The organism is Lachnoanaerobaculum sp. MSX33, from assembly GCF_000512995.1.
GTDB lineage: Bacteria > Bacillota > Clostridia > Lachnospirales > Lachnospiraceae > Lachnoanaerobaculum.
The window spans coordinates 108,933-122,735 of sequence record NZ_AZXX01000086.1; the positions used below are offsets into that span (position 1 = coordinate 108,933).

17 protein-coding genes are annotated in these 13,803 nt (G+C 37.0%); all 17 read right to left on the reverse strand.

Translation table 11 applies throughout. The features are described from left to right. Positions 1–24: 24 nt before the first annotated feature. The 17 genes from HMPREF1495_RS10605 to HMPREF1495_RS10685 all read right to left on the reverse strand — a co-directional run bounded on the left by HMPREF1495_RS10605 (position 25) and on the right by HMPREF1495_RS10685 (position 13,776). Positions 25–405, reverse strand: coding sequence for a hypothetical protein (locus HMPREF1495_RS10605; RefSeq protein WP_034214635.1), 381 nt, complete (start codon positions 403–405; stop codon positions 25–27). A gap of 302 nt (positions 406–707) precedes the next feature. Beyond that, the gene (locus tag HMPREF1495_RS10610; RefSeq protein WP_034214638.1) at positions 708–1,550 is read right to left on the reverse strand and encodes an AraC family transcriptional regulator; all 843 of its coding nucleotides are present in this window, start codon (positions 1,548–1,550) and stop codon (positions 708–710) included. A gap of 137 nt (positions 1,551–1,687) precedes the next feature. Then, entirely contained in the window at positions 1,688–2,047 is a 360-nt protein-coding gene (locus HMPREF1495_RS10615) for an inorganic diphosphatase (RefSeq protein ID WP_242832900.1), read from the reverse strand. Further along, the gene (locus tag HMPREF1495_RS10620) at positions 2,048–2,470 is read right to left on the reverse strand and encodes an Imm12 family immunity protein (RefSeq protein WP_034214641.1); all 423 of its coding nucleotides are present in this window, start codon (positions 2,468–2,470) and stop codon (positions 2,048–2,050) included. 102 nt (positions 2,471–2,572) lie between these two features. Further along, positions 2,573–3,268 carry a 2-C-methyl-D-erythritol 4-phosphate cytidylyltransferase gene (gene ispD / locus HMPREF1495_RS10625; RefSeq protein ID WP_034214644.1) on the reverse strand — a complete coding sequence of 232 codons (696 nt, stop codon included), beginning with the start codon at positions 3,266–3,268 and terminating at the stop codon, positions 2,573–2,575. A gap of 35 nt (positions 3,269–3,303) precedes the next feature. Then, positions 3,304–4,320 carry a tRNA (adenosine(37)-N6)-threonylcarbamoyltransferase complex transferase subunit TsaD gene (gene tsaD, locus HMPREF1495_RS10630; protein ID WP_034214648.1) on the reverse strand — a complete coding sequence of 339 codons (1,017 nt, stop codon included), beginning with the start codon at positions 4,318–4,320 and terminating at the stop codon, positions 3,304–3,306. Next, positions 4,307–5,218 carry a ribonuclease Z gene (locus HMPREF1495_RS10635; RefSeq protein ID WP_034214649.1) on the reverse strand — a complete coding sequence of 304 codons (912 nt, stop codon included), beginning with the start codon at positions 5,216–5,218 and terminating at the stop codon, positions 4,307–4,309. The genes tsaD and HMPREF1495_RS10635 overlap by 14 nt, the downstream gene beginning before the upstream one ends. Next, the gene (gene rimI, locus HMPREF1495_RS10640) at positions 5,212–5,652 is read right to left on the reverse strand and encodes a ribosomal protein S18-alanine N-acetyltransferase (protein ID WP_034214651.1); all 441 of its coding nucleotides are present in this window, start codon (positions 5,650–5,652) and stop codon (positions 5,212–5,214) included. The genes HMPREF1495_RS10635 and rimI overlap by 7 nt, the downstream gene beginning before the upstream one ends. Next, positions 5,642–6,352 (reverse strand): tRNA (adenosine(37)-N6)-threonylcarbamoyltransferase complex dimerization subunit type 1 TsaB, encoded by a 711-nt coding sequence (tsaB, locus tag HMPREF1495_RS10645; protein WP_084544519.1) that lies wholly within the window; start codon positions 6,350–6,352, stop codon positions 5,642–5,644. Before tsaB ends, rimI begins: the two co-directional genes overlap by 11 nt. Beyond that, a complete protein-coding gene (tsaE, locus tag HMPREF1495_RS10650) occupies positions 6,330–6,791 on the reverse strand; it encodes a tRNA (adenosine(37)-N6)-threonylcarbamoyltransferase complex ATPase subunit type 1 TsaE (RefSeq protein ID WP_034214653.1) in 462 nt (153 codons plus the stop codon). The genes tsaB and tsaE overlap by 23 nt, the downstream gene beginning before the upstream one ends. A 52-nt stretch (positions 6,792–6,843) precedes the next feature. Continuing rightward, positions 6,844–7,332 carry a YcxB family protein gene (locus HMPREF1495_RS10655; RefSeq protein ID WP_034214655.1) on the reverse strand — a complete coding sequence of 163 codons (489 nt, stop codon included), beginning with the start codon at positions 7,330–7,332 and terminating at the stop codon, positions 6,844–6,846. Position 7,333: 1 nt separating this feature from the next. Continuing rightward, entirely contained in the window at positions 7,334–9,487 is a 2,154-nt protein-coding gene (locus HMPREF1495_RS10660; RefSeq protein ID WP_034214707.1) for a Tex family protein, read from the reverse strand. A 24-nt stretch (positions 9,488–9,511) separates the two neighbouring features. Then, the gene (locus HMPREF1495_RS10665; RefSeq protein ID WP_034214657.1) at positions 9,512–9,865 is read right to left on the reverse strand and encodes a hypothetical protein; all 354 of its coding nucleotides are present in this window, start codon (positions 9,863–9,865) and stop codon (positions 9,512–9,514) included. Positions 9,866–9,878: 13 nt separating this feature from the next. Then, entirely contained in the window at positions 9,879–10,220 is a 342-nt protein-coding gene (locus HMPREF1495_RS10670) for a DUF2752 domain-containing protein (RefSeq protein ID WP_007591105.1), read from the reverse strand. 50 nt (positions 10,221–10,270) lie between these two features. After that, positions 10,271–11,488: a homoserine dehydrogenase gene (locus tag HMPREF1495_RS10675; protein ID WP_034214659.1), complete on the reverse strand. Its 1,218-nt coding sequence runs from the start codon at positions 11,486–11,488 to the stop codon at positions 10,271–10,273. A 3-nt stretch (positions 11,489–11,491) separates the two neighbouring features. After that, entirely contained in the window at positions 11,492–11,935 is a 444-nt protein-coding gene (locus HMPREF1495_RS10680) for an ACT domain-containing protein (protein WP_007591092.1), read from the reverse strand. Positions 11,936–12,060: 125 nt separating this feature from the next. Then, positions 12,061–13,776, reverse strand: coding sequence for a phospho-sugar mutase (locus tag HMPREF1495_RS10685; protein ID WP_034214661.1), 1,716 nt, complete (start codon positions 13,774–13,776; stop codon positions 12,061–12,063). Between the last annotated feature and the right edge of the window lie 27 nt (positions 13,777–13,803).

Here is a 13,803-nt window from a genome sequence, read left to right on the forward strand (position 1 = left end):
ATACTTTATTTCTACAAACCCGAATTATCCCTTAATAGATAATTTCATAGAATTCATAGGGATTACTTCCAGAACAAAATGTTCATCACTAATTCCGGTATTTGGATGTGAATCTGCAATCTTTATGTTAAAATCTCCAACATAATATGAATTATCATTTGAAAAAGTACCAAAAACAATATACTGTACTCCGATATAATCAAGCATCCCACTTTCATCCGGTTCAAGGCTAATAACCTCAAGGGGTTTTTCGATATCGACACCATATTTATCCAGCCATAATGCCAATTCCGAAAATTCTTTTCTTGACTTAGCATAGTAAAGCTTACAGTAATCACAGTCACATAGCAATCCTGGGGACAATGAATTGTAGTACTCTCTCGTTTTAACTATATCTATCTTCATAGTTATCTCCTTAAAACATTAGCAAACACCAGGTTTTCTTTCCCCCGTATATTTCCCGAAAACATTTCTAATATAGATTTTACTGTACTTTTCATATTCAGTCCATATTTTAGTCCCGGCATGTAGAAAAACTTTTCTGTATCTGCTCCACTACTATGATACTCGCAGATTCTTCAAGCTTTACTACAACTTTTCCAACAAAATTACTGAATACAGAAAAAGCACATATCTGAAAGATTCTATAATCTTAAAGTTATGTGCTTAGTTTTTACGCTATTCGATTACTTAGACATACCATTTTTTTAAGCTTTAGTTATAGGAATCCAAAGTTCCATTTTATAGTCTTTACTATCCATATCACCTTCGTAATAATATTCAAAGTCAGGTTTACCTGAATGTACATAGCCATGCTCTGGGAAAAATACTTCCATCGCATATTTCCATCCGTTATGAATACAATCCGGAACACTTCCTATTAACTCTACAACGGCATACTCTGCTTCTTCCACTTCCAAAACATCTAAACCCATGCTTATGGCTTTGTCTACATCATTAACAATATAGCCTGCCATGTAGTTTATTTTGCTTGGATTTTCTACATCATGACAAACGCCCATACTTTGACCGCTTCCCAAACTTGCAAGTTCATCGTAGCTATATTTTTTATATAGCTTATTCCATACACTCGGACATAATGATGAATTGATGCTTTGTTCATTTACACCTGCAACTGTAAATGCTTGTTTCTTTTGAATTGTAATGTTCATGCTTCTTCCTCCTCTTACACTTAGTGCTAATTGCACTCGTGATACTAATTTGAACGGTTTTCCATTTCTTACCTCAGAGGGAGTAAATCCATGAAAATTCTTAAAAGCTGTTCCAAATGAATCTGATGACTCATATCCAAATTTGAAAGCAACATCAATAATTTTTTCATCCGTATTTCTTAATATAATGGCTGCTTCCGTCAATCTTCTGCTTCTTAAATATTCTGAGAGCGTTGTTTCGGTCAGAATAGAAAACAAGCGACTGAACATTGAATAAGAATATCCTGATAACCGGGTTACTTTCTTTTCGTCAATTTCATCATCGAGAACTGTTTCAAGATAATCAATCGTATTGTTAAACGACTTGATAATATTCATTTCGATTACTCCTTTCATTCAGTTTATTTTAGTATAGAGGAAGTTTTCTTTTCTTACCCTACAACATCCGTACAAGTTTTATAGGTTTTATCTCATAGAAACTTATAGTTTGCCACGTTCAACAAATTCAGATTTAATCATAACATTTCAATATGAGACTTGAAATATTTCTCTTGAAATCTAACGGCTTCTTCAATTTCTTCTACTGTAAACTTTATTCCTATTGGAGCAATAACCCATTTTTCTTCTGCATCATCGTCCCTTTTGATAACAGCAATTAATTCTCCTTCATATTCATCTACTGCTTTATCAACCCCAAGTATATATACGTCTTGTTCTTCCCTATCAGGAGTGATTATTCCTTCAATATAACCATAATTGATTGGATAAATATGTTCAGGATAATCAGGATGAGCACTCCCAAGCTTACGATCAACTTTAACTTTTACAATTTTACCAATCATATCTTCCATCACCAAATTCAAATCTAAAATCATCTACAAATTCTCAAACACCCTTTTAATCCCATCTTCATAACACCTGCTATCAAAATTCGACTTATACTTTGTCGTTTTCATCTTAATGATATCCGAAATCTCTATAAGATAGTCCTTATACATTTTAAGAAACTTTCTTACACTTTCTATCTTTTTTGAATCCCACTCATTTAAGCTAAAATGAACATATACCATAAACTTCTCCGCCTTAGAATAATATCTTGCCTGATAAATTCCTGATTTCAGATAATACTTTGATACATTTCCGCTAAGACAAACACAAATATCCATCTTCTGCAATGCCTCTATCTCAACGCTATCAAAAGTTTTTTTCATCTCTTTTCTTACTGTTCTTGCGGTAGAAAGTATATCATCCAATATATCATCCGTTCCGCCGACAATAATATTCATATTAACTTTCATATTTCCCTCAAATTCCGGCTGTGAAGTTGAACCCCTCCGACACTTGACATCATACCAAAAAAGCCGACACAACCACAGGCTGCATCGACTTTTAATCCATCACTATAAAAAGTTCCCGGCATTTAAAAACGCCTTAGCTATCACTATATCCTCAGGTGTGGTTACCTTTATATTTTTATAATCACCCTCTATCAGTCTTACCTTAGTATCAGTAAATTTCTCAACCACCATCGCATCATCTGTGATGCCGAGAGTCTTATAGTCGGTTTTATACAGCCGTTCAAATGCAGACTTTATTAAAGCTATATCAAAGCACTGTGGGGTTTGGATAATACAAAGTGTATTTCGATCAATTGTCTCACCGCCAAATTCTCCATCTCGTACTCTTATAGTGTCTTTCGGAGTTACTGCAGGGACAACCGCCCTATATTTAACAGTCTCTTCTATACATCTGTTTATAAGCTCCACACTTATCATTGCTCTGGCAGAGTCATGTATCAGGCAGATATCGCCTATAGCTTCTTTTAAACCGTTGTATACGGAATCATATCTTTCATCACCACCGGCTACGATACTTCTTACCTTACTAAATCCGTATTTTTTTATGACATCTTCTCTTACAAAATCAATATCATCTTTTGAAGTGACTACAATGATTTCATCCACCTTACTTTCACTGAAGGCTTTTAAAGAATAGTATAATAACGGTTTATCAAAAAGCTCTACAAACTGTTTCTTTTTCTTGGAACTAAATCTCTTGCCGCTGCCTGCGGCAAGTATTATCGCCGTACTTCTCATAATCATATTCCAATATCAATAAATACTTTTTAAAATCACAATTCCAGATTCGGCACTGCATTAAGTGTCAAATCTTTAAAGTTTTCATTTAAATACTCAAAGTATGCGGCTACACCGATCATTGCTGCATTATCTGTACAAAATATCGGTGAAGGGAAGTGAAGCTTCAATCCTTCTTCACTGCATTTTTCCTCCATCAAGCTTCTAAGTGCGGTATTTGAAGCCACACCGCCGGCCATAGCTACATTCTTTATATTGTAATCCTTTGCAACTTCTATAGTATGCTCCACCAAAACCTCTACAACAGCTCTTTGAAATGAAGCTACCAAATCATTTACATTTATCTTTTCACCGGTCATATTTGCCTTGTTTTGATAATTTAAAACGGCAGACTTTACACCTGAAAAGCTGAAATCATATTTGGAATCATTTACTCTTGCCTTTGGAAACTCTATAGCATGAGGATTTCCAAGCTTAGCCGCCTTATCAATCTTCGGACCTCCCGGATATCCAAGTCCCACGCTTCTTGCCACCTTGTCAAATGCCTCACCTGCCGCATCATCTCTGGTTGTCGCAACTATCTCAAAATCATTGTAATCTTTTACAATCGCTATTTCAGTATGACCGCCTGAAACGATAAGACATACAAAAGGAGGTTTCAGCTCCTCATGTTCTATAAGATTTGCAAGCACATGCCCCTTTATATGATGTACACCTATAAGAGGCTTGTTAAGTCCGTAGGCAAGTGCCTTTGCTTCGCCTACTCCCACAAGCAATGCTCCTACAAGTCCCGGTCCGTATGTAACCGCTATTGCGTCTATATCATCAAAGGTGACATTTGCCTCTTTCAGTGCATCTTTTATTACAAAATTTATATTTTCTATATGCTTTCTGGAGGCAATCTCAGGGACTACACCTCCGTATATTGTATGCAAGTCTATCTGTGATGAGATAACATTTGAAAGCACCTTTCTTCCGTCTTCCACAACTGCTGCCGCAGTCTCATCACATGAACTTTCTATTGCAAGTATTTTTACATTACTCTTCTTCATAACCAAGCTCTACACTCCATCCATCTCTTGCGGTTTCTATAACCGGACAGATTTTTTTCAGCTTATCAATATACTCATCCGGTTTATTCATTGACGGTGAATAATGCGTCAGCCACATTCTCTTCGGATTTGCCGTTTTTCCGAGAGTTGCCGCCTCCATCATTGTCATATGCTTATGTTCTTTGGCATTTTCTTCCTTTTCATCTTCACCATACATACCTTCACATATAAAGAGATCACAATCTGTGGCATAATCTGCAATAATCGGAACAGGTCTTGTATCTGTACAATAATTTACCTTTATACCTCTTCTTGCCTCTCCCATTACCATATCGGGAGTATATGTGATATCTCCGTCAGTGATGGTTTCACCATGCTGCAATTTATTCCAGTATTTTAACGGTATATCAAGCTCCTTTGCTCTGGCAGCATCAAACTTGCCCTTTCTGTCAATAGAAATTCTGTAGCCGTAGCATGTTACTCTATGACTTACCTTATAAGCTTCTATCTTATAAGGTGCAAAATCTATCACTTCCTCATTTTCTCTAAGTTCATGGAACTGAATCTCAAAAGGAAGCTCCGGTGCTATAACTCTCATAGCATTTACAACTCTTTCAAGTCCCTTCGGACCTATGATAAGGAGTGGGGTGGTCTTTTCACAATTTCCTATTGTAAGCAACAATCCCGGTAAACCGCTTATATGATCCGCATGAAAATGTGTAAAACAGATCACATCTATAGGCTTCGGACTCCATCCCTTCTCTTTTATGGCAACCTGAGTACCCTCGCCGCAATCTATCAAAAGATTCACTCCCTCACATCTGGCCATCATTGAAGTCAGCCATCTGTAAGGTAGCGGCATCATACCCCCGGTACCTAATAAGCAAATATCTAACATTTTATATATCCTTCCATTAACAGAGCATCATCTGTGGGATTTGAGTAATATTCTTTTCTGATACCTATCTTTTTAAAGCCATAATGCTCATACAGACTTATAGCGTCTTTATTTTGGCATCTGACCTCAAGAAAAACCTTTTTTACTTTCATATCCCTAAGATTTGAAATCATAAAGTTCATTAGCTTATGTCCACAGCCCAATCCTCTGTACTGCTTATCGGTAGCTATTCTAAACAGCTCCGCTTCATCTTCATTTACCCTGAAAATAATATATGCCAAGACTCTATAGTCTTCTTCAATAACGATGCAATAATCGAATTTAGATTCTATAGAGTCTTTTATATTATTTTCGCTCCAGGCATCACTGAAAATATCACTTTCTAAGCTTCTTATTACTTCCACATCAGAAAGAAGCATGGGTCTAATCCACATTTCTCTCCCTTTCAGCCTGGCTTTTTCTAAGATATTCCGGTCTCATATCATCGGAAACCATAGTTTTTCCTTCTTTAAACATCTCCATACCAAGCATTGCAATATTTGATGCCCTCTGTCTGTTCAAATTTGCCGGTGCAAAATCATGTGCAATTTCAAAGTTCTCATCAATATATTCCCTGAAAACCGGAACTCCGTCACCCAGGAAAACTATTCTTTCTATTTTTTCTTCTATATCTGTTTCTCTTAGTATATCAAGTAATTCATCTATAGAAATCGCCATTGATTCTCTTATAACTTCCAATTTAGCTGTATTTTTATATATACCTGTATATACCTGATTTCTTCTGGCATCCATTATAGGTACAATCAGAGCATTACTTGAATATATATTTAATGCCATAGCATCAAGTGTAGGCACATGAATAAGAGGCAAATCAAGTGCCAGCCCAAGTCCCTTAGCACTCGCAGCTCCTATTCTAAGTCCGGTAAACGATCCCGGACCTCCTGAAATTGCAATAGCTGAAAGCTCTTTTGGATCCACTCCGGTCATTTTTACTATTTCATCCAACATAGGCAATAATGTCTCTGAATGAGTCTTTTTAAAGTTTGTAGTATATTCCGCTATTGTCACATTTTCATCTATTATTGCAACTGAAGCCACTAATGCAGCACTTTCAATTCCCAAAATCTTCATCATCTATGCCTTCCACTGCTATTTTTCTGTAATCAAATCCCTTTTCAAGATCCTTTGATATAACAACCCTTATAATATTTTCGGGCAATGCTTCTTTTATAAGCTTTGACCACTCTATAAGGACTATAGCATCATCATATATAAATTCATCAAATCCTATTTCATCAAGCTCGGAGATATCGGAAATCCTGTATACATCAAAATGATGCAGTCTTTTATCACCTTCATAGCTTTTCACTATATTAAAGGTAGGACTTACAATATCTCTTTTTATTCCAAGCCCTGCACCGAATCCCTTTGCAAAAACGGTTTTACCGACTCCAAGATCCCCGTCAAGGCATACCACCGCAGAACCGGCTCTTGCCTTCAGATTATTTGCAATCCTAAAGGCAATATCAAATGTTTCCTTATCGGAAAAACTCTCAAATACCCTTGTATTCATCCTTATTCCAACCACCTTTATAAATTATAGGCTTTTAAAAGCACTTATAATTTTATAACAAACTTACCCTTGTCTTTTCTTTTAAAACAGCAACTATTTTTTCTTTGTTTTCCTTTGTATATCTGTCAGGTAATAAATAGCCTCTGACAGCATCCACATATATTATTATAATCCCCGGCACTATCCTTGAACGAAATCCGCTCTCCCATTTAAAATCAATACTCTCTCCCTTTGATGAAACAACAATTCCCTCATCATTCATCTCAAGTGAAAGTCCGGCTCTTATACCCTCGCTTCTTGCCTGTTTAGCAGATTTTAAATAAAGCATTGCCGGCTGTATTATCAAAAACATATTTGCCAATAGAACAAACATAATTTTCCTTGGAGTATCAATTTTATTCCAAGAAGTAATCATATAATAATACATTACTACTGTAAAAAGCACATTAAATATCAGTAGGAAACCTCTGTTGCTGTGATACATGGAAAAAAGCCATATATCCTTTGCATTAAGCTGCATATCTATTTTTATCTTATTCATATCAATCCAATACCATAGACAGTGCTATTCTCTTCTTTTTCAAATCTACGCTGTCTACCCTTACTTCAACAATATCTCCTACACTCACTGCTTCAAGAGGATGCTTTATAAACTTTTTGCTAAGCTTTGATATATGTACAAGTCCGTCCTGATGTACTCCGATATCCACAAATGCACCGAAGTCGATAACATTTCTGACTGTTCCCTTTAATATCATGCCCTCTTTTAAATCTTCCATCTCCATAACATCAGTGCGTAGTATAGGCTTTTGCATCTCATCTCTAGGGTCTCTTCCCGGTTTTTCCAGTTCTTTTAATATATCCTTTAAAGTTATCTCACCTATGCCGATTTCATCGGATACCTTTTTAAAATCAGTAATTTTCTTTGAAATACTGTTAAGTCCGGCAACAGTAATATCCTTGGAACTGTAACCTATACTCTCTAGAAGCTTCTTTGTAGCTTCATAGCTTTCAGGATGCACACTTGTCATATCAAGCGGCTCTTTACCGTCATTTATTCGAAGGAAACCTGCACATTGCTCAAATGCCTTAGGTCCAAGCTTGGAAACCTTTAAAAGCTCTTTCCTTGTCTTAAAGCTACCGTTTTCCTCCCTGTATACAACTATATTTTTGGCAACAGCCTTTGAAATACCTGAGATATACTCTAAAAGAGGTGCTGAAGCTGTATTAAGATCCACACCTACCTTATTTACACAGTCCTCTACAACTCCCGAAAGTGCTTCTGAGAGTTTTTTCTGGTTCATATCATGCTGATACTGACCGACACCTATAGACTTAGGGTCTATTTTTACAAGCTCTGCAAGCGGATCTTCAAGTCTTCTGGCAATAGAAGCCGCAGATCTTTGACCTACATCAAAGTTTGGGAACTCCTCTGTCGCCAGCTTACTTGCAGAATATACACTGGCTCCGGCCTCGTTTACAATAATATACTCAAGCTTTGTATCAACCTCTTTTATAAGCTCTACAATAACAGCCTCGGATTCTCTGGAAGCGGTACCGTTTCCAAGCGAAATAAGACTTATATTATATTTCTTTATAAGCTCTTTTAATATCTTCTTTGACTCTGCAACCTTATTTTGCGGTGCTGTAGGGAAGATAACTTTGGTATCAAGTACCTTTCCGGTCTCATCAACTACTGCAAGCTTACATCCTGTTCTGAAAGCCGGATCCCAACCAAGTACAACTCTTCCTGCTACCGGAGGCTGCATCAAAAGCTGAGTAAGATTCTTTCCGAATACCTTGATTGCCTCATCCTCTGCCTTTTCTGTAAGACTTGATCTGATATCTCTTTCTATTGAAGGTGCAATAAGTCTCTTATATGCATCATCAATAGTATCCTTTAATATCTGCTCTGTATATTCATTATGCTTTTTTATAATGCATTTTTCCAGATATCTGATAATCTCCTCAACCGGAGGGTCAAGCTTTACTGTAAGTATCTTTTCTTCCTCTCCTCTGTTGATTGCAAGTATCTTGTATCCTGCTGTTTTTGAAACACTCTCTGCAAAATTGTAATAATTTTCATATACAGATTCTACAGATTCATCTTTTGCCACAGAAGTCAGTATTCCCTGCTTAAATGAGAGATCTCTTATCTTATTTCTAAAAGCCGCATCATCAGAGATTTTCTCTGCGATAATATCCATAGCACCTGCTATAGCATCTTCAGGTGTTTCCACCTCAAGACCTTCTTTATCTGAAAGGTATTTCTTTGCTTCCTCAAGTGCAGGCTGCTCCAATTTTTCCTCGTAAATATCTGTGGCAAAATTCTCAAGACCTTTTTCAATAGCAATCATCGCTCTTGTACGTCTTTTTGGTCTGAAAGGTCTGTAAAGATCGTCAACCGCCACTAAGGTAAGTGCAGACTCTATTTCTTTTTTAAGTTCATCTGTAAGCTTTCCCTGCTCCTCAATTGCCGATAATACCTGCTCCTTCTTCTCCTCAAGATTTCTGAGATACTTTAATCTCTCATCAAATTGTCTGAGTATTTCATCATTTAGAGAACCTGTCACTTCTTTTCTATATCTTGAAATAAAAGGAATCGTATTGCCTCCATCTATAAGCTTTATGGTGGACTCAACCTGTGTGGTCTTTATACCAAGTTCTTCTGCGAGTATTTTTACTATATCAGTCAAAGTCATCTCCTCCATTATCTACAATCAATTTGCTATATAAGTTTGAATATAATCCTGTAATATTTTGATCTGCTCAGGCTTAAACATACTTATAATATTAGGGTCTTTTAATTGTGTGATAACAAAAAGTATCATTAAGTATATAATTAAACCTATCAATATACCGAATATTCCTGTAATAATACCTGCAACCGCTCTTCCCCTTATTCCGCCTGCGGCTGAAATAATTCCGAATGCAACAGCAAATATTCCCATAGGAATACCCAGTGGAACTCCTGATGTCGGCAAAGCACACATATTCAAAACTATCGAAACTGTTCCGAATAGCAGAGCTCTGTTTTCCCATCTTCTTTTTGCAATACTTACGGTATCTTTCATCTATAATCCTCGTCTATTTTAATAAGTCAATTCCTCTAAAAATTAAAAACCAGTCTTTTATAATCCAGTTTAAAATCATTATGGCAATCCCTATATATAACATCGGCAAGACAATCTTGTCTTTATTTAAATGCTTGCCACTAATCTTATACTTTACTACAAAAGCGAAAAAAATAAAAGTTGCAATAACAGTATAAAGTACTGTGGGGTTATAAATAAAGCTTTTCCATATATTTCCCCTTACCAAAAATCTCACTGCTCTGGTTCCTCCACAGCCCGGACAATATAGACCTGTAAATTCATGAAATGCACATGGAGGTACAAAACTTAATAAAAATTCTAATATCTTTCTCATTTTCTTCCCAAATATAATTTTGGCACCACCAATGGTAGTGCCAATAAAAATCAAACTATCTTTGTTCTTATATATTTTATCACACCGCTCAGATTATTCAAAGCACTAAGGAAATCTTTTTCCTTAAGTACTCCTGTTATCAAAGCGAATTCGTCCTTGCCGTCAAGGTATACTTCTCTTGAATCCTTGAATTCGGACTTGCATTTTTCTATAAACTCACTGTCTCTACCCATAAATCTTACAAAGTATCTATGGCTTGTCTCCTGCATATCTACAACTTCCTGCTTGTTCTCACCCCAGCCGAAAGGCACATTTCCATGCTTATTCTTTGCAATTGCAACAATATCTGCAACTACTGCACTTGCAGTAGGAAGCTTTCCTGCACCGCTACCGTAGAGCATGCTCTTTCCAAGCATATTTCCCTCTACCATAATTCCGTTAAATACATCATTTACCATAAAGAGCGGATGACTGTTCTCAACCATTACAGGTGCTACGAATGCGTAAAGCTTATCATTTTCAAACTTCGCATCACCGAAAAGCTTTATTGATGTATTAAGATGCTTTGCATACTCAAAATCTGTTGTATCTATCTTTGTGATACCCTCTGTATGAATATTTTCAAAGTTTACTTCCTTGCCTGTTGCAAGAGATGAAAGTATTGCAATCTTTCTGCAAGTATCATGTCCTTCCACATCAGCCTCAGGATTTCTCTCCGCATATCCGAGATCCTGTGCTGTAGCAAGTGCCTTTTCAAAGCTCTCACCCTCTGCATCCATCTTTGTAAGTATATAGTTTGTAGTACCGTTTAAGATACCTGTGATCTCCTTAAAATGCTCACCTGCGTAGCTCTCCGTTAAAGTTCTGATAATAGGAATACCGCCGCCTACACTTGCTTCAAAGAAGAAGTTTACATTTTTTTCTCTTGCAATCTTTAAAAGTTCCGTGCCGTGTGCCGCCACCAAAGCCTTGTTTGATGTGGTAACATGCTTACCAGACAAAAGCGCATCCCTTACAAACTCAAAAGCCGGTGATGTTCCGCCCATTGTCTCTACTACTACATCTATATCCTTATCTTCTATGATCTCTTTAATATCATGTACCAATAAGTTTTCCCACTCGGTTCCCGGGAACTCACGCAGATCAAGGATTCTCTTTACACCTATATCCTCACCTGTCTTCTCCTTTAAAAGTGCATTATTTTGCTTTATAACTTCATATACGCCTGAACCTACTGTTCCAAATCCCAATATCGCAATATTAAACATAATTTACTCCCTAGCCAATATTTTTATATCAAAGATGCCGTCCAAATTTCCGATTTCATCTACCATCTTAGATAAGTCTCCTGTATCATTTAAAACCTCTATAGATAAAGAAATAGTCGCCACACCGCTTACGGGTATGGTCTGATGTATTGTCAGGATATTGGCATGATACTTTGCAACCACTGCCAACAACTCCGATAAAAGTCCCATTTCATCCGATATCTGAATAGAGAGGGTGATATTCCTTCCCTTTGAAGAATCATCAAATGGAAAGATATCATCTTTATATTTGTAAAATGAGCTTCTGCTTATACCGCATTTATCTGTGGCCTCCTTTACAGTCATCATCTTATCCGCAGTCAAAAGCCTCTTTGCCTCAACCACCTTAATGAGTACCTCAGGTATTGCTTTATCTTTTACCACATAATATTTGATATTCTGTTCCATGTTCGCCCCTAAAATACATTTGTACGTCTACCGCACAATGATAGCACACCGGATTTTAAATTGCAAGTAAAAATGTTTTATATTGGTGCATTAAAAAAGAGGCCGTTTACACAGCCTCTAAAAATTTAAGCTAAACTCTTCTTTATTTCATTTGCTATTTTACTCTCAAGTTCTCTTGCACTTGCTTCATTCTCACTGCTTATAGCAAGATAAAGCTTTAACTTAGGTTCTGTTCCTGAAGGTCTGAGTACTGCGGATGAGTTTCCCTCAAGCATATACTTTATAACATTTGACTTAGGTAAGTCTATTGCTTTTTTCTCACCTGTAGCAAGATTTGTCTGAGTGGAAGTCTCATAATCTCTTACTTCCAAAACCTTTACCCCCGCAATTTCCTTTGGAGTATTGTTTCTGAAAGTATCCATTATTGCATCCATCTTCTTCATTCCACTCTCTCCTTCAAACTCGAATGAATAAAGTGTATTCAGATAATATCCGTATTTCTCATATAATCCGTTAAGTACATCAAGTAATGACTTGTTCTCAGCCTTATAGTATACAAACATCTGTGCAATCAGATATGCTCCGTTTACAGCATCCTTATCTCTTACATAGCTTCCTGAAAGATATCCGTAGCTCTCCTCAAATCCAAGGAGGTATCTGTCCACTTCACCGTCTTTTTCAAGATTTGCAATCTGATCTCCGATATATTTAAATCCTGTAAGCACATCTCTTGTCTCGATACCGTAGTTGTCTGCAACTCTGTTTACAAGATCCGTAGTAACTATTGTTTTAACAACTACAGGCTTCTTAGGCATAATTCCCATTGCAAGTTTTCTCTTTGCAATAAAGTCTGTAAGTAAAACTCCTACTTCATTTCCTGAGAAGAGTCTGAAATCATCTCCCTGCTTTACTGCAATACCTACTCTGTCACAGTCAGGGTCTGTAGCAATAAGGATATCCGCTCCAACTTCCTTAGCAACATTTAAACCTACTTCAAGAGCTTCTCTTATCTCAGGATTTGGATATGGGCAGGTTGGGAAATCTCCGTTTGGAGTAGCCTGCTCCTTTACTATCTCAATATTTGTAAATCCGTTTTTCTTAAGACAGGTTGTAACACATCTTAAACCTGTTCCGTAAAGAGGTGTATAAGCAATTTTTACATTTTTATCAACATCATCACCTATAAAAGTCTGTGTTGAAACCGCATCCATAAAGGCATTAAAGGTATCTTCACTTATATACTCGATAATACCCGACTTAAGGCCTTCCTCAAAATCAACCAGCTCATAGTTTGAGAATGTCTCTACACTGTTTATCTCATCAAGTATTCTGTCTGCCGCCTCATTGGCTATCTGACATCCGTCAGCACCGTATACCTTATATCCGTTGTATTTTGCAGGGTTGTGGCTGGCTGTTACCATTATACCGCCGTCACATCCGAGCTCTCTTACCGCAAAAGAAAGTGCAGGTGTAGGCATAAGCTCTTTCCAGATATATACCTTGATTCCCGCTCCTGCAAATATACTTGCCGCTCTTTTTGCAAATACATCTGAATTGTTTCTGCTGTCATATGATATGGCAAGCTTAGGAGCCTTTGATATGGAATTTATATAATTTGCCAAACCTCTGCTGGCCTTTCCAACAGTATAAATATTCATTCTGTTGCTTCCAACTCCAAGCACGCCTCTAAGACCGCCTGTACCGAATGCCAATTCCTTATAAAATCTGTCATTGATAGCCTCTTCATCATTTGCAATGGATGCCATCTCTTTTACAAGAGCCTCATCAGCCAAGTCGGCATTTTTCCAGGTCTCATAAGCCTTTTTTGTAAGTTCGTTCATAATGCTCCTTTCATAGGAAATGTGTCC

Bases quoted from the DNA above. Each gene is read 5' to 3' on its own strand.
- HMPREF1495_RS10605 (WP_034214635.1), bottom strand. From the start codon at position 405: ATGAAGATAGATATAGTTAAAACGAGAGAGTACTACAATTCATTGTCC.
- HMPREF1495_RS10610 (WP_034214638.1), bottom strand. From the start codon at position 1,550: ATGAATATTATCAAGTCGTTTAACAATACGATTGATTATCTTGAAACA.
- HMPREF1495_RS10615 (WP_242832900.1), bottom strand. From the start codon at position 2,047: ATGATTTTAGATTTGAATTTGGTGATGGAAGATATGATTGGTAAAATT.
- HMPREF1495_RS10620 (WP_034214641.1), bottom strand. From the start codon at position 2,470: ATGAAAGTTAATATGAATATTATTGTCGGCGGAACGGATGATATATTG.
- ispD (WP_034214644.1), bottom strand. From the start codon at position 3,268: ATGAGAAGTACGGCGATAATACTTGCCGCAGGCAGCGGCAAGAGATTT.
- tsaD (WP_034214648.1), bottom strand. From the start codon at position 4,320: ATGAAGAAGAGTAATGTAAAAATACTTGCAATAGAAAGTTCATGTGAT.
- HMPREF1495_RS10635 (WP_034214649.1), bottom strand. From the start codon at position 5,218: ATGTTAGATATTTGCTTATTAGGTACCGGGGGTATGATGCCGCTACCT.
- rimI (WP_034214651.1), bottom strand. From the start codon at position 5,652: ATGTGGATTAGACCCATGCTTCTTTCTGATGTGGAAGTAATAAGAAGC.
- tsaB (WP_084544519.1), bottom strand. From the start codon at position 6,352: ATGATGAAGATTTTGGGAATTGAAAGTGCTGCATTAGTGGCTTCAGTT.
- tsaE (WP_034214653.1), bottom strand. From the start codon at position 6,791: ATGAATACAAGGGTATTTGAGAGTTTTTCCGATAAGGAAACATTTGAT.
- HMPREF1495_RS10655 (WP_034214655.1), bottom strand. From the start codon at position 7,332: ATGAATAAGATAAAAATAGATATGCAGCTTAATGCAAAGGATATATGG.
- HMPREF1495_RS10665 (WP_034214657.1), bottom strand. From the start codon at position 9,865: ATGAAAGATACCGTAAGTATTGCAAAAAGAAGATGGGAAAACAGAGCT.
- HMPREF1495_RS10670 (WP_007591105.1), bottom strand. From the start codon at position 10,220: ATGAGAAAGATATTAGAATTTTTATTAAGTTTTGTACCTCCATGTGCA.
- HMPREF1495_RS10675 (WP_034214659.1), bottom strand. From the start codon at position 11,488: ATGTTTAATATTGCGATATTGGGATTTGGAACAGTAGGTTCAGGCGTA.
- HMPREF1495_RS10680 (WP_007591092.1), bottom strand. From the start codon at position 11,935: ATGGAACAGAATATCAAATATTATGTGGTAAAAGATAAAGCAATACCT.
- HMPREF1495_RS10685 (WP_034214661.1), bottom strand. From the start codon at position 13,776: ATGAACGAACTTACAAAAAAGGCTTATGAGACCTGGAAAAATGCCGAC.